The 22,928-nt window shown below is 42.4% G+C and carries 23 protein-coding genes and 1 riboswitch; of the genes, 19 read left to right on the top strand and 4 right to left on the bottom strand.

Annotated elements, in window-relative coordinates:
* The first annotated feature begins 26 nt into the window (after nucleotides 1-26).
* From groL to NQ488_04970, 8 genes are all read left to right on the top strand, one after another.
* Nucleotides 27-1,649, top strand: a complete 1,623-nt coding sequence (groL, locus tag NQ488_04935) for a chaperonin GroEL (GenBank protein UWN96648.1) — start codon at nucleotides 27-29, stop codon at nucleotides 1,647-1,649.
* Between the two features lie 162 nt (nucleotides 1,650-1,811).
* Nucleotides 1,812-2,507, top strand: coding sequence for a DUF1275 domain-containing protein (locus NQ488_04940; protein ID UWN96649.1), 696 nt, complete (start codon nucleotides 1,812-1,814; stop codon nucleotides 2,505-2,507).
* A 29-nt stretch (nucleotides 2,508-2,536) separates the two neighbouring features.
* The gene (locus NQ488_04945; GenBank protein ID UWN96650.1) at nucleotides 2,537-3,877 is read left to right on the top strand and encodes an MATE family efflux transporter; all 1,341 of its coding nucleotides are present in this window, start codon (nucleotides 2,537-2,539) and stop codon (nucleotides 3,875-3,877) included.
* Between the two features lie 143 nt (nucleotides 3,878-4,020).
* Nucleotides 4,021-5,469, top strand: a complete 1,449-nt coding sequence (locus NQ488_04950; protein ID UWN97108.1) for a 4Fe-4S dicluster domain-containing protein — start codon at nucleotides 4,021-4,023, stop codon at nucleotides 5,467-5,469.
* A gap of 40 nt (nucleotides 5,470-5,509) precedes the next feature.
* Nucleotides 5,510-6,622, top strand: a complete 1,113-nt coding sequence (locus NQ488_04955) for a DUF2974 domain-containing protein (GenBank protein ID UWN96651.1) — start codon at nucleotides 5,510-5,512, stop codon at nucleotides 6,620-6,622.
* 83 nt (nucleotides 6,623-6,705) lie between these two features.
* On the top strand, nucleotides 6,706-7,971 hold the full coding sequence (locus NQ488_04960; GenBank protein UWN96652.1) for a hypothetical protein: 1,266 nt from the start codon (nucleotides 6,706-6,708) through the stop codon (nucleotides 7,969-7,971).
* 2 nt (nucleotides 7,972-7,973) lie between these two features.
* Nucleotides 7,974-8,270 carry a Dabb family protein gene (locus NQ488_04965; GenBank protein ID UWN96653.1) on the top strand — a complete coding sequence of 99 codons (297 nt, stop codon included), beginning with the start codon at nucleotides 7,974-7,976 and terminating at the stop codon, nucleotides 8,268-8,270.
* Between the two features lie 12 nt (nucleotides 8,271-8,282).
* Nucleotides 8,283-9,038 carry a YlmH/Sll1252 family protein gene (locus tag NQ488_04970; protein UWN96654.1) on the top strand — a complete coding sequence of 252 codons (756 nt, stop codon included), beginning with the start codon at nucleotides 8,283-8,285 and terminating at the stop codon, nucleotides 9,036-9,038.
* Between the two features lie 96 nt (nucleotides 9,039-9,134).
* On the opposite strand, the gene NQ488_04975 is transcribed toward NQ488_04970, so the two are convergent.
* A complete protein-coding gene (locus tag NQ488_04975; GenBank protein ID UWN96655.1) occupies nucleotides 9,135-10,106 on the bottom strand; it encodes an N-acetylmuramoyl-L-alanine amidase in 972 nt (323 codons plus the stop codon).
* Nucleotides 10,107-10,240: 134 nt separating this feature from the next.
* Between NQ488_04975 and NQ488_04980 the strand changes: the two genes are divergently transcribed.
* On the top strand, nucleotides 10,241-11,494 hold the full coding sequence (locus NQ488_04980; protein UWN96656.1) for a peptidoglycan-binding protein: 1,254 nt from the start codon (nucleotides 10,241-10,243) through the stop codon (nucleotides 11,492-11,494).
* A gap of 47 nt (nucleotides 11,495-11,541) precedes the next feature.
* On the opposite strand, the gene NQ488_04985 is transcribed toward NQ488_04980, so the two are convergent.
* Nucleotides 11,542-12,387 carry a C39 family peptidase gene (locus tag NQ488_04985; protein ID UWN96657.1) on the bottom strand — a complete coding sequence of 282 codons (846 nt, stop codon included), beginning with the start codon at nucleotides 12,385-12,387 and terminating at the stop codon, nucleotides 11,542-11,544.
* 91 nt (nucleotides 12,388-12,478) lie between these two features.
* Here NQ488_04985 and NQ488_04990 point away from each other — a divergent pair, with 91 nt between their 5' ends.
* The 3 genes from NQ488_04990 (at nucleotide 12,479) to NQ488_05000 (ending at nucleotide 14,867) form a co-directional block, all read left to right on the top strand.
* On the top strand, nucleotides 12,479-13,378 hold the full coding sequence (locus tag NQ488_04990; GenBank protein UWN96658.1) for a LysR family transcriptional regulator: 900 nt from the start codon (nucleotides 12,479-12,481) through the stop codon (nucleotides 13,376-13,378).
* Nucleotides 13,379-13,476: 98 nt separating this feature from the next.
* Nucleotides 13,477-14,250, top strand: a complete 774-nt coding sequence (locus NQ488_04995; GenBank protein ID UWN96659.1) for a hypothetical protein — start codon at nucleotides 13,477-13,479, stop codon at nucleotides 14,248-14,250.
* Nucleotides 14,251-14,360: 110 nt separating this feature from the next.
* Complete coding sequence (locus tag NQ488_05000) at nucleotides 14,361-14,867, top strand: SEC-C metal-binding domain-containing protein (GenBank protein UWN96660.1); 507 nt, start codon at nucleotides 14,361-14,363, stop codon at nucleotides 14,865-14,867.
* Between the two features lie 84 nt (nucleotides 14,868-14,951).
* On the opposite strand, the gene NQ488_05005 is transcribed toward NQ488_05000, so the two are convergent.
* Nucleotides 14,952-15,923: a hypothetical protein gene (locus tag NQ488_05005; GenBank protein ID UWN96661.1), complete on the bottom strand. Its 972-nt coding sequence runs from the start codon at nucleotides 15,921-15,923 to the stop codon at nucleotides 14,952-14,954.
* Between the two features lie 148 nt (nucleotides 15,924-16,071).
* Between NQ488_05005 and NQ488_05010 the strand changes: the two genes are divergently transcribed.
* Together NQ488_05010 and hslO are read left to right on the top strand one after the other, a co-directional pair.
* The gene (locus tag NQ488_05010; GenBank protein UWN96662.1) at nucleotides 16,072-16,833 is read left to right on the top strand and encodes a methyltransferase domain-containing protein; all 762 of its coding nucleotides are present in this window, start codon (nucleotides 16,072-16,074) and stop codon (nucleotides 16,831-16,833) included.
* Between the two features lie 13 nt (nucleotides 16,834-16,846).
* Entirely contained in the window at nucleotides 16,847-17,746 is a 900-nt protein-coding gene (gene hslO, locus NQ488_05015; GenBank protein ID UWN96663.1) for an Hsp33 family molecular chaperone HslO, read from the top strand.
* Nucleotides 17,747-17,760: 14 nt separating this feature from the next.
* Here hslO and NQ488_05020 read toward each other — a convergent pair whose 3' ends face one another.
* The gene (locus NQ488_05020) at nucleotides 17,761-18,435 is read right to left on the bottom strand and encodes a putative ABC transporter permease (GenBank protein UWN96664.1); all 675 of its coding nucleotides are present in this window, start codon (nucleotides 18,433-18,435) and stop codon (nucleotides 17,761-17,763) included.
* 164 nt (nucleotides 18,436-18,599) lie between these two features.
* Between NQ488_05020 and NQ488_05025 the strand changes: the two genes are divergently transcribed.
* From NQ488_05025 to NQ488_05045, 5 genes are all read left to right on the top strand, one after another.
* Nucleotides 18,600-19,469, top strand: coding sequence for an arsenic efflux protein (locus NQ488_05025; protein UWN96665.1), 870 nt, complete (start codon nucleotides 18,600-18,602; stop codon nucleotides 19,467-19,469).
* Between the two features lie 42 nt (nucleotides 19,470-19,511).
* Nucleotides 19,512-19,618: riboswitch (TPP riboswitch) on the top strand.
* A gap of 130 nt (nucleotides 19,619-19,748) precedes the next feature.
* Nucleotides 19,749-21,056, top strand: coding sequence for a phosphomethylpyrimidine synthase ThiC (gene thiC, locus NQ488_05030; protein UWN96666.1), 1,308 nt, complete (start codon nucleotides 19,749-19,751; stop codon nucleotides 21,054-21,056).
* A gap of 15 nt (nucleotides 21,057-21,071) precedes the next feature.
* Nucleotides 21,072-21,899, top strand: a complete 828-nt coding sequence (gene thiD, locus NQ488_05035) for a bifunctional hydroxymethylpyrimidine kinase/phosphomethylpyrimidine kinase (GenBank protein UWN96667.1) — start codon at nucleotides 21,072-21,074, stop codon at nucleotides 21,897-21,899.
* Nucleotides 21,868-22,488, top strand: a complete 621-nt coding sequence (thiE, locus tag NQ488_05040) for a thiamine phosphate synthase (protein ID UWN96668.1) — start codon at nucleotides 21,868-21,870, stop codon at nucleotides 22,486-22,488. The genes thiD and thiE overlap by 32 nt, the downstream gene beginning before the upstream one ends.
* 138 nt (nucleotides 22,489-22,626) lie before the next feature.
* The gene (locus NQ488_05045) at nucleotides 22,627-22,836 is read left to right on the top strand and encodes an alpha/beta-type small acid-soluble spore protein (protein UWN96669.1); all 210 of its coding nucleotides are present in this window, start codon (nucleotides 22,627-22,629) and stop codon (nucleotides 22,834-22,836) included.
* Nucleotides 22,837-22,928: the final 92 nt, after the last annotated feature.

A 22,928-nucleotide genomic window follows, 5' to 3' on the forward strand; every position in this document is an offset into this window, starting at 1 on the left:
CAGAATATTAGGAGGACTAAGATATTATGGCAAAGGAAATTAAGTACGGAGCAGATGCCAGATCAGCAATGGAAGCAGGCGTTAACAAGCTTGCCAATACAGTAAGGGTAACACTTGGACCTAAGGGTCGTAATGTAGTTCTTGACAAGTCATATGGTGCACCGCTTATCACTAATGATGGTGTTACAATTGCCAAGGAGATAGAACTCGAAGATAAGTTTGAGAATATGGGCGCACAGCTTGTTAAGGAAGTTGCAACAAAGACTAATGATGCAGCAGGTGATGGTACTACAACAGCAACAGTACTTGCACAGGCAATGGTTAATGCCGGTATGAAGAACCTTGCAGCAGGTGCTAATCCAATCATCTTAAGAAAAGGCATGAAGAAGGCTACTGATTGTGCAGTTGAGGCTATTGCACATATGAGCGAGAAGGTTACAGGCAAGGATCAGATTGCAAAGGTTGCATCAATCTCAGCAGGTGACGAAGAAGTAGGCCAGATGGTAGCAGATGCAATGGAGAAGGTTTCTAACGATGGTGTTATCACAATCGAGGAATCTAAGACAATGAAGACAGAGCTTGACCTTGTAGAAGGTATGCAGTTTGACAGAGGTTATATCTCAGCATACATGGCAACAGATATGGATAAGATGGAAGCTGTCCTTGACAATCCATACATCCTTATCACAGATAAGAAGATTTCTAACATTCAGGAGATTCTTCCAATACTTGAGCAGATTGTACAGAGTGGTTCAAAGCTCCTTATTATTGCAGAGGATGTCGAGGGCGAAGCTCTTACAACACTTATTGTTAATAAGTTAAGAGGAACATTTAATGTTGTAGCTGTTAAGGCTCCGGGATATGGCGACAGAAGAAAAGAGATGCTTAAGGATATCGCCATTCTTACAGGTGGTCAGGTAGTCTCAGAAGAACTCGGACTTGAGCTTAAGGATACAACAATGGATATGCTCGGCAGAGCTAAGTCTGTTAAGGTTCAGAAAGAGAACACAGTTATCGTTGACGGTGAAGGCAACAAGGCTGATATCGATGCAAGAGTTGCACAGATTAAGGCTCAGATAGAAGAGACAACATCAGACTTTGATAAGGAAAAGCTTCAGGAAAGACTTGCAAAGCTTGCAGGCGGCGTAGCTGTTATCAGAGTAGGTGCTGCTACTGAGACAGAGATGAAGGAAGCTAAGCTTCGTATGGAAGATGCCCTTAATGCTACAAGAGCAGCAGTTGAGGAAGGCGTTATCTCAGGTGGTGGTTCAGCATATATCCACGCATCTAAGGAAGTTGCAAAGCTTGCTGCTTCACTTGCAGGAGATGAGAAGACAGGTGCTGAGATTATTCTTAAGGCACTTGAAGCTCCACTGTTCCACATTGCTAACAATGCAGGACTTGAAGGCGCTGTTATTATCAACAACGTAAGAGAGTCTGAGGTTGGTACAGGATATGATGCTCTTAATGAGAAGTATGTGAACATGGTTGAGGCTGGTATCCTTGACCCTGCTAAGGTTACAAGAAGTGCTCTTCAGAATGCTACAAGTGTTGCATCTACACTTCTTACAACTGAAGCTGCTGTTGGAACAATCAAGGAAGACGCTCCGGCAATGCCAGCAGGTGCAGGCATGGGTGGAATGATGTAATCCAATCCTTTAAGAACAATATATAATATAATGTGTACCTGACAGGTGCATGGGAATCATACCTGGCGCAGTTGAACTGCGTCAGGTATTTTTTATGTATTCACGGTTGACATAAAGCACAAAAAGGCGTATACGTTAATGTTGAAAAGTGAGGAAATATATATGAAAGAAAAATGTGAAACAATGTTTACAAAGCTTCTGTCAGAAAAACAGATGTCAGAAGCATTTATCAACAGCATATTCCTTGCATTGTCAGGAGGATTTCAGGATGCGTATACGTATAATACGCGTGATAAGGTATTCTCAAATGCGCAGACAGGTAATGTGGTGCTGATGAGCCAGTATTTTATGGATGGCGACTGGAGCAGGGCTCTGCATTATTTTGTACCGCTGATTGCATTCGGACTTGGAGTATTCTTTGCAGAGAGAGTACAGAACAGGTTCAGATATGCACAGAAGCTGCATTGGAGACAGGGGATACTTCTGCTGGAGATAATTATTCTCGGGATTGTAGGTTTCATACCGGTTGATTTTAACATGGTGGCGACAACACTTGTATCATTTGCATGTGCAATGCAGGTTCAGACATTCCGTAAGGTGAACGGTTATTCATATGCAAGTACTATGTGTATAGGTAACCTGAGAAGCGGAACAGCGGCACTTTCCCTCTATATGAGAGAAAAAGATTCTGAAAAGCTAAGACAGGCAGCGTATTATTTTGGGATAATATTCTTCTTTGCAATAGGTGCCGGAATCGGAGGCGTAATGTCTGTAAGATACGGAATACATGTAATATGGATGTCGGTTGCACTGCTGCTCATAAGCTTCTGTCTGATGTTTGTTGAAAAACTGAGATAGATCTGTGAATGTTGAATGGAGGATTAAATATGAATAGGGATTTGACGAAGGGGAATCCGTCGGCAGAGCTGGTTAAGTTCTCACTTCCGCTCCTTGGAAGTATGATATTCCAGCAGCTTTATAATATTGCCGACAGCTTTGTCGCAGGCAAGTTTATACACGAAAATGCTCTTGCAGCAGTAGGTAATTCATATGAGATAACGCTGATATACATAGCATTTGCATTTGGATGTAATATGGGATGCTCGGTTATAGTATCCAATCTGTTCGGTGGCAAAAGATATTCGGCAATGAAGACAGCTGTAAGTACAACGTTCATTGCGAGCGGAATACTGTGTGCCGTACTTATGGCAGTGGGACTTCTGTTTGGCAGGAACATGCTTGCACTTATAAGAACACCGGATGACATTATGGCAGATTCACTGCTGTATCTTAATATCTATACGATGGGACTTCTGTTTCTTTTCTTCTATAATATTGCAACGGGCATATTTTCTGCGATGGGAGATTCCAGAACGCCATTTATATTGCTGGCGTGTTCATCGACGGCTAACATATTTGTTGATATTCTGTTTGTTAAGGAATTCCAGATGGGAGTTGCGGGAGTCGGCTGGGCAACATTCCTGTGTCAGGGAATAAGCTGCGGTGCAGCAGTTTTACTCGTATTCAAAAGACTTGCAAAGATAAAGAATGAAGATGTACATAAACCGCAGATATTTTCATGGGGGCTTCTTGGCAAGATAACCAATATAGCGGTGCCAAGCATACTTCAGCAGAGCTTTGTGTCTGTAGGCAACATAATAATACAAAGTGTAATTAACGGATATGGAGCGCCGGTTATTGCAGGGTATTCGGCGGCAATTAAGCTTAATAATATGGTCATAACTTCATTTACGACACTTGGTAACGGAGTTTCCAACTTTACGGCACAGAATATGGGTGCCGGCAGGACGGAACGTGTCGGCAGCGGACTTAAGGGAGGACTTAAGCTTGTATATATTATCTGTATTCCTGTGGCTGCGCTCTATATGCTTGGAGGAAAAAGCATATTACTTCTGTTTATAAATGACAGAACCGGAGATGCTATGAAAACAGGGATTCAGATATTAAGAATTCTTGCACCGTTTTATTTTGTTGTGTCTACAAAGCTTATGTGCGACGGCGTATTACGCGGTGCAGGTGCTATGAAGTCATTTATGATAACAACATTTACGGATCTTATACTGAGGGTTGTACTTGCAGTAATGCTTTCAGCAAGATTCGGAGTAGTAGGCATATGGAGTGCATGGCCGGTAGGATGGTCAATCGGTACAGCCATGTCAATATATTTTTATGCAGTAGGCAGATGGAAAAGCTATTCCATAACATAACGAATATGGAAATATCGCCGGAATAAGTTATAAAAATAAATATTATTTCTCATTTACAAATGATAAAAATTTGCATATAATGAGTGTGAAAATATTAACATAATAGTTATAACATAACAGTTATGCGGATTTGGAGGTCTATGATGTTATCTAATGATGCAACAATAATTAAGATAAAGCACGAAGTTTATTATCAGGTAGCGAAGCTTGCTTTTGAAGGAACATTTGATGAGAAGAAGGATGATATACCATATAATATGATTCCCGGTCCTAAGGCGCAGTTCCGTTGCTGTATCTATAAGGAAAGAGAGATTATAAGGCAGAGAATACGTCTGGCAGAAGGTCTTAATCCTACAGATTCTGATTCTGATAACATTATACAGGTAATTAATTCGGCATGTGAAGAGTGTCCGATTGCAAGATATACAGTTACGGATAACTGCCGTCTGTGTATGATGAAGGCTTGTAAGCAGGCCTGCAAGTTCGGGGCTGTAAGCATGGGACGTGACCGTGCATATATAGACCCTCAGAAGTGCCGCGAGTGTGGTCAGTGTGCCAAGGCATGTCCTTATAATGCAATTGCGGATCTTATAAGACCTTGCATGAAGACATGTCCGGTTGGCGCAATTGAGATGGATGAGTATGGTGTAAGTAAGATAGATGAGAGCAAATGCATCGAGTGTGGCAAGTGTATTCACAGCTGCCCGTTTGGTGCAATTGGTTCCAAGGCATACATAGTTGATGTTATCAATGCAATCCGTGCAGGTAAGCATGTATATGCAATGATTGCGCCGGCATCGGAAGGACAGTTCGGAGCTGACATAACTATGGCAAGCTGGAGGACAGCACTTAAGAAGGTCGGTTTTTCAGATCTTTATGAAGTAGGTCTCGGCGGAGACATGACAGCATATTCGGAAGCCAAAGAATGGCTTGAGGCGTACAGGGACGGTAAGAAGATGACAACGTCATGCTGTCCGGCTTTTGTTAACATGGTTAAAAAGCATTTTCCGGAACTTATGGAGAATGTCTCTACAACCGTATCACCTATGTGCGCAGTGTCAAGAATGATAAAGGCTAAGGACGAAGGCGCCATAACGGTATTCATAGGTCCATGTGTTGCTAAGAAGTCAGAGAGTAAGGACAAGTCAATAAAAGGTAATGCTGATTATGTTCTTACATTTGGCGAGATACGTGCAATATTAAGGGCAAAGGATGTTGTGCTTGAGCCTGAAGAAGATGACCGTCAGGAAGCAAGTGTATTCGGTAAGAGATTTGGTAATGGCGGAGGAGTAACGGCAGCTGTCCTTGAAAGTATGAAGGAGATGGGACAGGAGACAGATGTCAAGGTGGCAAAGTGCAGTGGCGCAGCTGAGTGTAAGAAGATACTTACACTGTTTAAGTTTGGCAAGCTCCCTGAAGATTTTATTGAAGGAATGGCATGTGAAGGCGGATGCGTAGGCGGTCCGAGTGCACACAGAGCTGAGCTTCCATCCAGGAAGGACAGAGATACGCTTATAGCTCAGGCTGATTCAAGGAATATTGAGCAGAATCTTGCCGGATATGATATGGATTCATTCTCAATGCACAGATAGTAATGGCACAATAGTATATAGTGCACAGAATGGAGGCTTTATGGCTAACATGCTTGATTATATTGACTGGCGTGGGGACATAACGATTCACCAGTCAGGAATTAATGATGTTGACTGCCTTATTATGGCACAGATTTCATATATGAATTTTGATGGTGTTGTGGGGAATGAACCTGCAGCATCTTTTGGTGAGGCCGTTGTGACGCTTTCGGAAGCGTCACAGCGGTTATTTGAGCTTAGGGACAGTGCAACAAAAGGATTGCTTTTGTCAGACAATGATACGCTGCTCCTTAAAAAGCTTGCGTCAAGCAGAAGATTTGGCAGTATGAAGCTTGCAGCATACAGAGCTGTGGCTGATGAAGAGGAGGAGAAACAGTTCGGTGCCGTGTGCATATTTCCCGGAGATGCCACCGTTTATATATCATACAGGGGAACTGATGATACTATAGTCGGATGGAAAGAAGACCTTAACATGAGTTTTCAGACACCGGTTCCGTCACAGGTTGAGGCACTTAAATATCTTAATACTGTGGCAGGAACATTTGAAGGCAGGATAAGAATCGGAGGACACTCAAAGGGCGGTAATCTTGCAATATATGCGGCATCATATGCTGATAAGCAGGTTCAGGAAAGAATACGCGGCGTGTATTGCTTTGACGGACCGGGATTCATGAATCACGTTCTTGACGAGTCGAATTTCAAAAATATAGCATCACAGATTCACTCATATGTTCCGCAGTCATCTGTTGTAGGTATGCTTCTCGGACATCCGGTCGGGTACACAGTGGTCGAGAGTACACAGCTTGGAATCTATCAGCATGACACATATTCATGGCAGGTGCTCGGCAGGTATTTTGTGTGCCTTGATAATGTGAATGAAAGCAGTATTTTTATGGATGCGACACTCAAAGAGTGGATATATTCGATGAACAGTGAGCAACGCAGGGAATTTGTTGATGCTATGTATGCCATAGTACAGCAGACGGAAGCAAAGACCCTCCTTGAACTGTCTGTTAACGGACTTAAAAGTGCGAAACTGATACTTAAGTCAATGAAAAATATGGATCCGTCAACCAAGAAGATGATACAGAGGACAATATCTGCACTTATGAAGATAGCGGGGCGCAATATCAAGTACAATCATAATATGTGAAAATGCGATGAAACAGTTGCAACAATTCTTTGATAAGGATATAATTATATGTATGTCTGTCGGTTGTTTATACTGACGGTAATATGGAGAATTGGGAAGGAATTTACGGACTTATGGAAGATGTGTCTAAGAAGACCCCAAAAGAGGTCAGAGAAGAAAAGAGACGTGAAGCAAACCGCAAGGCGGCTGCGGAGAATATGCAGAAGAAGCAGGCATCCATATATGATGCTGACGGCAAAGTAGTAACAAGCTATGATAAGAAGCTTGCCAAGAGGAAGGAAGAACAGAAGAAGGACAAGCGTAACACTTTAATCACGAGGATTACATTGATTGTCGTACTTGTGGCAGTTGCGGCAGCACTGATATTTGCAATAGGTAAAAAAGTTAATGAGCGTTACGGCACGGCTGTTACCGTTAATGGCGAGAAGATAGGCAGAGTTGAATATGATTTTTATTATCATATGGGAATTAACAACTTTATGAATACCTATGGCTCATATGCATCATATTTTGGACTTGATACAGGTTCAGACCTTTCAAAGCAGACATATCGCGGAGATGAGACATGGGCTGATTATTTTGGCGTTAATGCGGTAGAGATGATAAAAGAGATGAGAGCATTATCGGCAGAAGCGGATAAGAATTCATTCAGTTACGATGATACGGATGATTATAATGAGTTTAACTCATCAATTGAGAAGGCTGCTTCTGATGATGGCAGCAGTGTTAAGGATTATTATAAGAAGACATTCGGTGATTATGCTACACAGAGCAGCATTGAATCTTATGTTAAGCAGTATCTGCGTGCTAATGCTTATTATGATGATTATCAGAAGAATCTTACATTCTCAGATGCAGAGATTAACGATTATTACAATGAGAATAAGGATAAATATGATGTTGTTGATTACAGATATCTGGAAGTTGCTGATCTTGATAAGGCCAATGAGATGCTTGCATCAATAACTGATGGCAGCTCATTCAGAGCACTCTGCCCTCAGTATGCGGCAGATGATCTTAAGAGCGGATACGAGACAGATGATAAGTCACTTGCAACGGGAGCAACGCAGTCATCAATCACAACAGGAGCCGAAGTTACATCATGGCTTTTTGACAGTGTGCGTAAGGAAGGCGATAAGACAGTAGTAACAGTTGCGGATGATAATAAGAATTATGTGCTTTACTTCAGCAGCAGATATCTTACTGATGCGCAGAAGTCGATAATGACTGACAGCATGAAGAGTTCGAAGTCACAGGAATATATCAATTCACTTATAGACGGAATGACTTCACAGAGCGGAACGGTTAAGATATATGAGGAGACTGCAGGCAGTGCAGATGGAGAATAACTATGATAAGACATATAGCAATGTTTCACCTTACTGATGCGGCGGATAGTGAAGGCAGAGATAAGGTTATAAGTGATATTAAGGCATCTGTAGCTAATATGAACGGTAAGGTTCCGGGACTTATCAGAGCTGAGATAGGTGTTAATGAGACCGGAGGACCGCATGATATCGTCATGTATTGTGAATTCGAGGACATGGAGGCCTGCAGAAACTTCGGTAATGATCCATTGCATGTTGCACACAGGGAAAAGATGAATAATTATGTGTGTGACAGAGTCTGGGCTGATTATACGATCTGACGATGGTGGCATATGGACAATAATGACCAGCAGTTAAAAAAGAGATTCGATGAGCTTGCCAGAAAGTCATATAATCAGGGAATATATCTTTTCACGGATTTTCTGTCAATGCCGGATGCCGCAATTGCGTGCGACAGTGCACCGGCAGGATATGTTACTCTTTTCGGTGGTACAGACGGATGCGAGAGAGTTATGGCAAGATTCGGCAACGCAGAAGAATTCGGATATGAAGAGGATTTTCCTATTGACGTTGTTATGATAGAACCTCTCATTAAAAAGTTCTCCGATGAACTTACACATAGAGATTTCCTTGGCGCACTCATGAATCTTGGAATTGAACGCGATGTTATAGGAGATATAATGATAAGGGATAAGACGGCGTATGTATTTGCGACCAGAAAAATAGTCCCATATATAGCAGATAGCCTTGATAAGGTAAAGCATACAAGTGTTAAGTGCAGGATACTGAGCACGGAAGAGATAACGGCAAGCGTTTCTGTTGAGCTTGAACGGCAGGAACTTGTTATATCATCTGAACGGCTTGATGCAGTTATATCCAAGCTTTATAATATGTCACGCAGCCAGTCGATAGAGATGTTCCGTGATAAGAAAGTGTTTGTAAACGGACGGCAGTATGAGAATAACAGTGGAGTTGTGAAGCCCGGAGACGTTGTTGCAGTAAGAGGATTCGGTAAGTTTGTATATGAAGGAATTATATATGAGACAAAAAAAGGCCGGATTTGTGTTGCGGCAGACAGATATGTATAGAAGGTAGGTTTTTGCAATAATTCAAAGGCGCCTCTGTTTGTGAATGGTAATATGTTCGCAAACAGAGGCGCTTTTTATGATTACAGAACCAATCTGTCAGGTTGTGATGTAAGTGTTATATCTGAACCGTCTAAGACGTTCTTCCATCTTGATTGCGTTGGCAAGGTAGCCATACGCACCAACCTGTACTTTGTATATGCCATCATCATACACGATGAAGGCGGGAAATCCTTCTATGAGAAGTGAGTTGAGCATACGGTCGGCAGATTCTTTATTACGGAATGCGCCTACCTGTACACGGTATAATTTATCAAACTGTGCATTACTGTCATTAATGTTCTCACAGTTACAGCCCCATTTTGTATAACTGCCATCGGGCATTGTACGTGGAGGTGTAGACGGCACTGCTTCCGGCGACAGAGAAGCCTCTGCTGATGGCTGGATGTAACGCCCTGCTGATGAATCATTTTCTGGGCTTACCGTATTGCCGGCATCAGCAGATACGGGCCGCGCCTGCTTTGACGGCCTGTTAGTCTGGTATATTGTTGTAAGTATGCCATCAGCAATACCCTGTGCGATTTTGTTAAAATTATCATCAAATATCCGGTTGTCGGTGTCGCTGTTTATAAAACCGGTCTCAACGAGAACGGCAGGCATTTTGGTGCGTTTGAGAACAACAAGATTAGGGCGTTCATCAATGCCAAGATTGTTAAAACCGATGGCACTCAGTTCGGAATTGATATTATCGGCAAGAAGACTTCTTGTACCGCCATCTGCATATACAAGGCTTTCAACACCGGAGTACTGGTTAGGTATCTCTGATGAATTGCGATGGAGAGATACGAAAAGATCGGCTCCGGAATTATTAGCGTCCGTGGCTTTCTTAAAAGGCGTTTCGTAGGTATCGTCATTTCTTACATAAAATACATCAACGCCGCTATTCTCGAGTATCTTGCCGACGGCCATTGCAAGGCGGAGTACATCATCTTTTTCCTGTCTTCCGTTATATACAGCACCGGGGTCACTGCCGCCATGGCCGGCATCAATTGCAACTTTATACTGAGCCATTATATCCTCCATTCAGGTCAGCTGTTCAGACAGCTGCATGTGAAATTTTACATTTTGCTATTATCTTATGCAATACATCACACATTTGTGCATATAGTAGCTTTAGATTATATAATATGGAAATGGTATAGAATATGGATGCAATTAACGGTAATAATGCAACAGACAGCGGGTTTCTTCAGGTGAGTGTTGTGGCAGGAGATACAATGAAGCCGCTTCAGGACGCAAGGGTAAGTATATCATACAGCGGAGAACCGGAGACAGATATTGAACAGCTTGTCACGGATTCTGACGGACAGACTGATGCGGTTGAGCTTGCTGCACCACCGGTTGAGTACAGCATGGAACCGGGCGATGTCCAGCCATATGCGGAGTACAGCGTTACGGTAACCGCATCCGGTTATGAAAGCTTTAATGTTTCGGGAATTTCACTGTTTGCGGATACAACAGCACTTCAGGGAATAAGGCTTGTGCCAAGGAATGTTACAACATTGGCAGGAAATATTGTAATTCCTGCCAATACGCTGTGGGGCAACTTTCCGCCCAAGATAGCGGAGGCAGAGACCAAGCCTGTTGGGCAGCCCGGAGAAATAGTACTAAGCCGCGTGGTTGTGCCGGAATATATTATAGTCCATGATGGGGTCCCGACAGATTCAACAGCGAGGAATTATTATGAGAGATTTACCGATTATATTAAAAATGTAGCAAGCAGCGAGATATATTCGACATGGCCGGACGCGACTCTGCGTGCTAATATTCTTGCTATAATATCATTTACATTGAACAGGGTCTATACTGAGTGGTACAGAAACCGCGGATACGATTTCACAATAACTTCGTCTACTGCATTTGACCATAAATGGGTGTATGGGCGTAATATATTTGAAAATATATCACAGATTGTAGATGAGATATTCACCAATTATCTTTCGCGTCCTAATGTAAAGCAGCCGATACTTACACAGTATTGTGACGGAAGACGCGTGTCATGCCCGAACTGGTTGAGCCAGTGGGGGTCAAAAGCACTTGGAGACCAGGGCTACTCAGAAATACAGATTCTCCGTAATTATTATGGCGACGATATGTATATAAATACGGCAGAAGAGATAAGCGGAATACCGGCATCATGGCCGGGGAGTAATCTTGATATAGGTTCATCAGGAAGCAAGGTGCGGCAGATTCAGGAGCAGCTGAATCTTATAGGGGAATTCTATAGTTCGATACCTGTTCTTATTCCTGATGGGATATATGGCGAGCGCACTGCTGATGCAGTCAGGGCATTCCAGAAGATATTCAGGCTGCCACAGACAGGAATTGTTGATTATCCTACATGGTATAAGATATCAGATATGTATGTACGCCTGAGTGGAATTGCCGAGCTGCAATAGAAAGTCAGCATGCAGGAGAAGCATATGGGGAACCGGCGTGCAGGAGACTATTTTATTACCACAGCCTGGCGGTAGTAGGCACTGTATGTTGCGGCAAATTCCGTAAGGTCACGTTCGACGATATCACTTAAAGGGTCAGCAATGAACACGGTGTTCTTCTCAAGATTGAATCCCGTGAGAACAACGCAGTGTTCATTGCTGGGCCAGTTGAATACTGTATTATCATTAAGCCGGATGGAAGAGTAGGTTGTAGGCGTTCCCCATTTGCTTGTGCTCCATACAATTACAGGATTGCCGTCAGATATCTCATCAAACAGTGTCTGTAATGGCGCACCGCTTATGTTGTGCGCCTTGAGTGGCGAATTATTGTCGGCAAGAAAGCGGGAAGCACTTCTTGTTATGGCAGGCGCAAAACAACCCCAGCTTGCACTTTCATATGGATTGCCGATATAATAATCATAGAAACTTCCGTCAAACGTCTCAAGACGGTCAAGGTAGTTGTCAGCCATATATGTTTTACTGACATTATACCCAAGATAGTTGAGAACCATTGTGAGTGAAGTAATCTCACAGCCTGTAGGAAGTTCGGGATTCTGGGCAATATGCCTTACGGGAATCAGCATATAAAGCTGCATAGACTTAATCAGAGGCCTGCCTGCCTCATCAGTAGCATCCTCATGCATGCCTGAAGAGTATATATCCGCATCAAGTCCGGCAGGAAGTGTGGCTTCGGTTATTGTTACGGATGTATCACTGCCTGCTGTCTCCTCCGCGGCAGATGCCCCGGATGCCCCACGCAGACCTTTTGATGGATTATAGGCAAAATACACATATATGATTATGAATAGCAATACAGGAAGTATTGCCATAAAAACAGCAGCTTTTTTCTTCATTATGTACCTCATTAATTTTAAAGCAATAATATTATTATAACGTACAATATAATATTTTCCAAGGGGGGGATGCCCCGGAATGGAGACAGGAATGGAACGGACTAATATAAATCTGGAATATTATAAGATATTTTACTATGTTGGGAAGCTTGGAAGCATATCGCTTGCTGCCAGGGAACTCTGCATCTCGCAGCCTGCGGTAAGCCAGGCAATCAGGCATATGGAATCCCAGCTTTCTGTAAAGCTGTTTGCAAGAATGCCAAAAGGTGTGAAGCTTACAAGCGAAGGGGCGGTACTGTATTCGTATGTGAGCCAGGGATATGAATATATAAGGCTTGGAGAGGACAAGCTATTTCAGATGCTCAATCTCGAGTCGGGTGAGATAACGGTGGGAGCAAGTGACATGACGCTAAAGTATTTTCTCCTTCCGTATCTTGAGAAGTTCCATAATCTTTATCCTGATATAAAGGTGTCAGTTACTAATGCACCTACGCCGGAGACGCTGCAGTTCCTGAAAAACGGAAGTATTGATTTTGGAATTATCAGTACGCCCGTAGATGATGATAAAGATGTAGATATCACGCCGGTTATGGAGATTCAGGACGTGTTTGTTGCAGGAAGCCGTTTTGCTGAATTAAAGGGAAGACAGATGTCATGCAGCGAACTCGAAGATTATCCTGTAATCTGCCTTGAGGGCAATACAAGTACAAGAAGATTTGTGGACGGATATCTTGCGGGGCATAATGTGTGCCTTCACCCGGAGTTTGAACTGGCAACGAGTGATATGATAGTACAGTTCAGTATGAGAAATATGGGAATAGGATGCGTTGTAAGAAACTTCGCATGTAATGAGATTGACAGCGGGCAGCTTTTTGAAATTAATATAAAAGAGCAGATACCCGTTAGAAATATATGTATTGCAGCCAATAATAAAGTGCCGTTGTCTAATGCGGCAGGGAGACTTTTAAAAATATGCACTGAAGACATGTGATGTATACAATGTTCATTGATGTACCTGTTGATTTATAAGGATACTGTGATATAATATAAATAAGAGGGTGCATGGATTTATACAAGGAGGTATTGATTATGTCATCAATTAGTTCATTTGGTACAGGAACATATTTTGGAGTTAGTTCAGGATTTTTTAATTCTATGTTTGGAACAAGTCAGACATCAGGTACTTCGTCTACACTGTTTGATTATGGTTCAATTAAGAATGGTTCATATTATAAGCTGTTGAAGTCGTATTATAATGGTAATTCCAAGATTGGCTCGATAGCAGGAGAGACAACTTCTAACGTGGCCTCTGACAGTGCCAAGAAGAATGCAGCGTCAGTGCGTGACAGCGCCAAGGCACTTCAGGAAGATTCGCTTGCATTATTATCTAAGGGTAAGGATTCGGTGTTCACCAAGAAGAATGTCAGACAGGATGACGGTACAGTTAAGAGTGAGTATGATACTGATGCAATCTATAAGGCGGTTTCAAAGTTCGTTAAGGATTACAACTCAACAACAGAGAGCGCAGCATCATCAGAGGATTCATCAGTTCTTTCTTCAACAGCAAGTATGGTCAAGGCAACTAAGGCTAACAGTAATCTTCTTGCTGATGTTGGAATAAGTATCGGTAGTGATAACAAGCTTACGATAGATGAGAAGGCGTTTAAGTCAGCTAATATGACAGATGTTAAGAGTATCTTCAACGGAACAGGTTCATATGCTTACGGTATAGCATCGAGCTCATCCAATATCTATAATAAGTCGGTGTCACAGCTTGCCAACCTTAACGGTTATTCATATACAAGCACCGGAAGCTACAGCAGTTATCAGTATACAGGTTCACTTTACAGCCAATATAAGTAATTGGCGGATTGACTTTTTTAACAGTATAGTATATCATTGTTCAGTACACAGGCTGTCGCATGGTAGTGCGGCAGCCCGTTTGGTTAATTATAAGAAATGAGGAGAAGATTATGACATTACTTGAGACATGGCGTAAGATGGCCTATGAGACAGAGATGAATCAGCAGCAGGCAAATCAGTTCTGGGGCACATATTTTAATCTTGAGAAGGGAATCTACGAGCAGATTCTTGCTAATCCTGACGAGATTGTTAAGGGAACTGTAGCCGACCTTGCTAAGAAGTATGATGTTGAACTTATGATTATGGTTGGTTTCCTTGATGGAATCAATGACAGTCTTAAGACTCCTAACCCAATCGAGACAATGGCTGAGGATACAGAAGTAAGTCTTGAGTATGACAAAGAAAAACTCTATTATAATATGGTTGGTGCTAAAGCTGAGTGGCTGTATGAGCTCCCACAGTGGGATGCACTTCTTACAGAAGATGTAAGAAAGGATCTTTATAAGAAGCAGAAGCTTTCGGGTACAGTCGTAAAGGATAAGAAGGTTGGACGTAATGATCCATGTCCATGTGGTTCAGGACTTAAGTACAAGAAGTGCTGTGGTAAGAATGCATAATCGTGATGCATAATAAGCAGGATAATCAGTGATTACGAAACCGTCACCTCATCATGAGGTGACGGTTTTATATTATGGATGAATTCATGAGTTGTCCGTCGATGACTGGGTGTTGATGGCACGGCCGTTGGTTATGCCGGATGTCTCAAAGACATGAGTAACTTCATCGGTCAGCACCGGTGGAAGATTGTGGATATGGCATGCAGCATGTCCGTCTATAAAGAAGGTTATCGTGCCTGCAAGATGCCTTCGCATAGGAAGCCCGCAAAGAGTACTGTAACTGTAGAAAGCGCTTATACGGTCTATTGGGATTATTGCTGATACAGGGGCGTTGGCATATATGACATAATTGGCTGTTACATAAAAGCCGCCGGTCTTTTTGTAATCTGTCATCAGCTCACGGCATGCCTGTTTGATATGTACAGTGCTGTTTCGGCCAAGAGTGTTATTGTATATTGCAGTGTGATAAGGATTAATAAGACCTATTATTATTGTTGCAAGATGGACAAGTGTAAATATCAAAGCAAATACTAAGAATATTCCGAGTATTGCTACAGGAACCGGAGAGTACCGGAGTTCGTTCACAACAACTGTAGAAGTTACAGAACTTAAGCCGTTGTAAGACCAGTTCATATCACCTGCCATTAATGAGAGCAGGTCATGGAGGTTGCTGTCATTGATTACAAGTTCTGCGCGAAATGAGGCATCATTGATTGTGGATGGAAACTCTCCGTACTGCTGTATATATTTGCATGATAATACGTATATGGTGCACTTACCGTCTTCGAGGGAGTAGTAATAATGACCTTTTACTCTGCCTCCAATCATGTAATCGTAACCGGCGTAATGAAGTGAATCAGCATGACAGTTGATATATCTGCTGTTATGATATAATGCGGACATATCTTCGCTGCTTGAAACAGTAGCAGGAAAAAGGCAGTTGAATACCGGAATCTGAGATAAAAGTATTATCAGTATTACAAGAAATATTGCCGGGATTATCAAGTGATGTGCGAGAGAAATTCTTATATTATGTTCAAATGCTGACTTAGTCAATGTACCCTCCGAAAAAATACCATAAATATACTTTGCTAAATAATAAGTATAATTTATCCGGACGGCATTATCAAGTCATTAAGTTGACAAAAACATACCCTGCCTGTATCATTAGTGATAATTCAATAGAACCAGAATGGAGAAGAGCATGGAAGCATATACAGGTTTTTCATACGTTTATGACAGATTTATGCAGGATATGCCATATGAAGAGTGGGCTGTATACATTAAGGGAAAACTTGAAGAAAATGGCATATATTCTCAGAATTCAACGGTGGCAGAGCTTGGCTGCGGCACGGGAGCATTTACCAATGAGCTTGCGCGCATGGGCTATAATATGATTGGGATAGATAATTCGGAAGATATGCTGGCGGTTGCGTCATCAGCAGACGGGCAGGATTATAATTCGGAAGAAGGCAATAACAGGATTATATACACACTTCAGAATATGACTGAATTTGAACTCCCATATGAAGCTGATGCGGTTGTGAGCGTGTGTGATTCAATGAATTATCTGTCACAGGACGGAGCACTTGATGAATGTCTCAGAGCTTCATATCAGGCATTGAGAAGCAGGGGTGTTATTCTGTTTGATATGAAAAAAGAAGAATTCTACCGGGAAGAGCTTGCTGACAATACATTTGCGGACAGCATGGAAGACTGCGCATATATATGGAATAATTATTATGATGCAGACAGTATGATTAATGAATATGAGCTGAGCGTATTTATCGAGAAAGATGACGGCAGCTATAACAGGTGTAACGAATACCATGTACAGAGGGCATATGCCACAGGACAGGTTGAAGCTGCACTTAAGAAAGCCGGATTTGTGAATGTACAGATATTGGAACATTCAATTGACGGAGAGAACCTTGAAAGAATTTATTACATGGCTGTAAAGCCTTAGAATGGAGAATATTATGAATACTATAAGTAAAAACAGTGACTATATCGTAAGAGCAACAGCAGCAAATCATCAGATAAGAGCATTTGCTATTTCATCAACCAATACAATAGAAGAGGCAAGGCAGAGACATAATACAAGCCCGATTGCAACAGTAGCACTCGGACGCCTTATGTCAGCCGGGGCAATGATGGGTACTATGATGAAGGGCGATGATGATATTATAACTATCCAGATAAAAGGGGACGGCCCTATTGGCGGACTTACTGTGACAGCGGATGCAAAGGCTAATGTAAAGGGATATGTCAATCACCCTGAAGTCATGCTTCCTCTTAACAGCGCCGGACAGCTTGATGTTGAGAAAGCACTTGGAATTGGAGTGCTCAGTGTGATAAAGGACATCGGACTTAAAGAGCCGTATGTAGGTGATACGATTCTTGTCACAAGTGATGTAACACAGGACATTACATACTATTTTGCAACAAGTGAGCAGGTTCCTACATCGGTGGGACTCAGTGTCATTATGTCTAAGGACAATACTGTAAAAAGTGCCGGCGGGTTCATTATACAGCTTCTTCCTGATGCAAGTGAAGAGATAATATCCGCACTTGAGAAGAAGATTAAAGAAGTTAAAAATGTTACGACAATGCTTGAACATGGATACACTCCTGAGCAGATGCTTGAGGAACTCCTTGGGGAATTCGGACTTGATATACTGGATAAGATACCTACACAGTTCTACTGCAACTGCTCAAAAGAGAGAATGTCCAGGGCACTTATAAGCATAGGCAGGAAGGAACTCAGTTCATTGATTGAAGAGGGCAGGACTATAGAGGTAAACTGCCATTTCTGCGGCTCACACTATAATTTTGATGTGGAAGAACTCAAAGACCTGCTGCACAAAGCAGTGAGATAATCGGGAGAGTCAGCCTAATCAACAATCTGTATATCAGGGTATATATAGGTTATGAGAGAATCAGGATACGCTTCATCAAGAAAACGCTCATATCGGCTTATTGCCGGAATATTTTTTGAACGTTCGGTAAAGCGTATCAGAGAGCATGTGGATATATATATATCAATAATCATAAAGACTGCTGCAATAAGTGTGGCAGTCTTTGCTATTTTCCATGGGAATGCCGCAATAAACCCGGAAATATACGGATAGAGGCATCTTACCCATATCAGTGCTGCTATACCCCAGAAGAAGCAGAACAGAAGATTAGTGCGTCCACTGATGTTATAAGCCATATCGGAGTAGTTCCAGTGAACTGCACCGGTAAGAAGTTCGGTTACACAGCTTGCAACATATTCGTGGATACCACCGATAATCCCACCTGTAATGAATATGATAATCCTGCCACGGACAGAACGGGTGTCAAAACGGATGCGGTTAAGGATTATGGCAAATACCGTTATGAGTACGGCTCCGGCACCCCAGACGATGCTGAATGGTCCATACAGAACACTGCTGCGGTTCATTACGGTTCCGCCTGTAACTACAAAACAATAAATAGTTTCTATAATGTCACCAAGGACGCAGCCTATTATAAATATCCAGAAAAGCTGGAAAATATGCCCTTTTGTTTCACATACAGCAGCCAATTCATACCTCCGCATAATTTGATATGAGTATTATGAGCAATAAGAGCTGTGACGATTCATTATGTACAAGGTATATTATGCAAATTGACAGGCATATAATGTACATGATACAATGAGCGCATGCGCGTAAACATTAATGTAGATATTTTATGGAGATAGAGATAATGTTAGATATAGTATTTGATATAATTCTGGATGCCCTTGTTGATACAGCCAAACTTGTGCCGTTTCTTTTTGTAACGTACCTGCTTATGGAATGGCTTGAACACCGTACAAGTAAAAAGACAAAGGCGGTAATTAAAAATTCAGGCAGATTCGGTCCGTTATTGGGCGGGCTGCTCGGTGCAATTCCACAGTGCGGATTCTCGGCAGCGGCATCTAATCTGTATGCCGGCAGGATTATAACAATGGGAACACTTGTCGCAATATATCTTTCAACATCTGACGAGATGCTTCCTATAATGATATCTGAAAAAGTTCCGGTGAGCGTGATTCTTTCAATACTCGGACTTAAGATTGTGATAGGAATGGCGGCCGGCTTTGTAATTGATGCTGCTGCTTCGCTTGTGGCAGGGCGCAGCAGGCAGATTGACAAGATAGAGGCTGGAATCAGTCATGTATGTGAACATGATCATTGCCACTGTGAGAAAAGTATAGTAAAGTCAGCGCTTAAGCACACGCTCGTCATAACAGTGTTTGTGCTTATCGTATCACTTGCGCTTAATGCAGTGCTTGCAGCAGTGGGCGAGGAGACACTTGCATCATTTATACTTGACAGACCGTTTATGGGACCTGTTGTAACATCATTGGTGGGACTTATACCTAACTGCGCAGCTTCTGTCGTTATTACACAGCTTTATCTGCAGGGAGTACTGAGTTTTGGCTCTATGATGGCAGGACTTCTTACAGGATCAGGAGTAGGCATACTTGTTCTTTGCAGGGTCAATGACCAATGGCGCGATAATGCAAAGATTATAGCACTTGTGTATGGAATCGGTGTATTGTGTGGAATCGCAATTAATCTGATTGGTTGACATATGCTGAGAGAAATATTATAATGATTTCAAATTAATACTATACAGAATTTGGGGAGCTTGTATTACAGGCTGAGAGGAAGATGTGAGCTTCGACCCACGAACCTGATACGGATAATGCCGATGTAGGAAAATTTTAAGACATATCGGCTATTGATATGTCTTTTTTTATGCTGATATTAAGCCGGATTCGGTGATATATGCAGTTTTGCGGCAGCATGAGGATATTGGCAATGTATGTCAGAATGCGCATAAAAAGGCGCAGAAATGGAGGAAAACATGAGTTACACAACACAGATGGATGCAGCAAGACAGGGGATTATAACTCCACAGATGGAGACTGTTGCAGGAAAAGAGAACATGCAGCCTGAGGAGCTCAGGGCATTAGTTGCGGAAGGAAAGGTAATTATTCCGTGTAATAAAGAGCATAAGAGCATAGACGTTAACGGAATCGGTTCAATGCTTAAGACTAAGATTAATGTAAATCTTGGTATATCCAGAGACTGCAAGGATCTTGATACAGAGGTCAAGAAGGTGAATGAGGCGGTTTCAATGGGCGCTGAAGCTATAATGGATCTGAGCTCATATGGTGATACAAGAGCTTTCCGTTCAAAGCTTACAAAAGAATGCCCTGCAATAATAGGAACAGTTCCTATTTATGATGCGGTTGTATATTATCACAAGGCACTCAAGGACATAACAACAGAGGAGTGGCTTGATATTGTGCGTATGCACGCCGAAGATGGAGTTGATTTTATGACAATCCACTGCGGAATCAATAAAGAAACAGCAAAAAAATTCAAACGCAACAAGAGACTTATGAATATTGTATCAAGAGGCGGTTCAATAATATTTGCATGGATGGAGATGACAGGCAAAGAGAATCCGTTCTATGAACATTTTGATGATATACTTGAGATATGCCGTGAATATGATGTTACATTAAGTCTGGGTGACGCATGTCGTCCGGGATGCCTTAAGGATGCAACCGATGCTTCACAGATCGAGGAGCTTATTACGCTCGGAGAGCTTACTAAGAGAGCATGGGAGAAGGATGTGCAGGTAATGATTGAAGGACCTGGACATATGCCGATGGATCAGATTGCTGCTAATATGAAGATACAGCAGACACTCTGCCACGGAGCACCTTTTTATGTACTTGGACCTCTTGTTACGGATGTAGCACCGGGATATGATCATATTACTTCTGCAATCGGCGGAGCAATTGCAGCGATGAGCGGAGCATCATTCCTGTGTTATGTCACACCGGCAGAGCATCTTCGTCTTCCTGATCTCAGTGACGTTAAGGAAGGAATCATTGCAGCAAGAATAGCAGCACATGCGGCAGATATTGCCAAAGGTGTTAAGGGCGCAAGAGACTGGGATGATGCAATGGGCGTTGCACGTAAGAAGCTTGACTGGGAAGAACAGTTCAAACTCAGCATGGATCCTGATAAGGCAAGAAGATATCGTGCAGAGGCACAGCCGGAGAAGGAAGATACATGTTCAATGTGCGGCAACTTCTGTGCAGTTAAAAATATGAACAGAATCCTTGACGGCGAGATTGTAAGTATTTTTGATGAGTGATAAACGGAGAAATATATGAAAACAGTGTTGACGATTGCTGGTTCCGACAGCAGCGGCGGAGCAGGCATACAGGCAGACTTAAAGACTATGACGGAGCTTGGGACATTTGGAATGAGCGCAATAACGGCAATAACGGCACAGAATACGTGTGGAGTTAATGCTGTGCTTGCACTTCCGTGTGATATGATAAGTGCCCAGATAGATGCAGTGTGTGATGACATTTTTCCGGATGCAGTTAAGATAGGCATGCTTGCAAATTCACAGATTGTGGAATGTGTTGCTGCTTCAATAAAAAAGAATGCAATGAAAAATATAGTCCTTGATCCTGTAATGGTATCAACGAGCGGACACAGACTTCTTGATGATGATGCATCAGATGCACTCATTAATGTGCTTATGCCTCTTGCGGATATTATAACACCTAATATTCCTGAGGCAGAATGCCTTGCAGGGATGAAGATTGCTTCCAAGGCAGACATGATTAAGGCTGCAGGTATAATAGCAGGCAGTTTTGACGGCGCTGTTCTTATAAAGGGTGGACATCTTGCCAATACAGGTGCTAACTGCATAGAAGACAGCACTAATGTGGCGGCTGATCTTTTGTATCACGGTGGACAGACACAGTGGTTTGAAGCTGAATTTGTGGATAATCCTAACACACACGGAACAGGATGTACATTGTCTTCGGCAATTGCCAGTGAGCTTGCCAAAGGAGCAGATATGCCGGAAGCGGTAAGAAAAGCCAAGGCATATCTTACAGGTGCGATTAAGGCAGGACTTAATCTCGGTAAAGGAAGGGGGCCGCTTAATCATGCATGGCAGAATACTATATCTGATTGCTGATCTTTATGATGGCGATGAGCGTGTCAGAAGTGCCCTTGATGCAGGTGTGGATTATGTACAGCTGCGCGAAAAGAATATTACGTCGGCAAAGTATCTTCAGGATGCACTTCATATGCGTCATCTCGTTGATGAGTATAATGCAAAAAATAAAACAGATACAAAGCTTATAATTAATGACAGACTTGATATAGCAGTGCTTTCAAAGGCTGATGGAGTGCATCTTGGTGCGGATGATGTACCTGTTGGCATGGCAAGAGAATTCCTCGGCAGGGATTTTATTATAGGCGCAACTGCAAAGACTGTGGAGCAGGCTGTTGCGGCACAGAACGCAGGAGCGGATTATCTTGGGACCGGAGCGTTCCATCTTACGGCAACCAAACCGGATGCCAAGGCGATAACTCCTGAGCTTTACAAACAGATTCTTGATGCGGTAAGTATACCTGATGTTGCAATAGGCGGAATAACAGTTGATAACTGCAATCTTCCTCTTGAATGCGGCGCTGACGGTCTGGCAGTATCAGCAGGAATTCTTAAGATGGGCGATGCGGGAGAGAATGTAAGACTGTTTAGAAAAAAGTTATTAACATAATTTGTCATAATAAATTAAATCCGGCATGAACATACTAACACCAAGATAAACAACGAAGCCGTTAAGCAAAGCTTGGAGGTGGGGTGTTTATCTTCAATATAAATCCCGCAAGGGGCAATTAATATGGAGGTGGACAGTATGAACAGTTCAAATTCTAATTCTAAGACAAAGAAACAGGCACAGGATGCTCTTGACAGATTTAAGATGGAAGTTGCATCAGAGATTGGTGTACCTCTTAAGGAAGGATACAACGGAGATCTTACAACAAGCCAGGCCGGTTCAGTCGGTGGTGAGATGGTAAGAAAGATGATTAAGAGACAGGAAGAGCAGATGTCTTCAGGCAACTAGTCATCCGTAATGGATTGACCGGATTAATGGATAATTGACAATATCCGGACATACGGGAGTGATTTCATGTCATTCCCGTATGTTTTTTAATG

Origin of the sequence: [Bacteroides] pectinophilus (assembly GCA_025146925.1) — a bacterium.
In the GTDB taxonomy this organism is placed as follows: domain Bacteria; phylum Bacillota; class Clostridia; order Lachnospirales; family Lachnospiraceae; genus Bacteroides_F; species Bacteroides_F pectinophilus.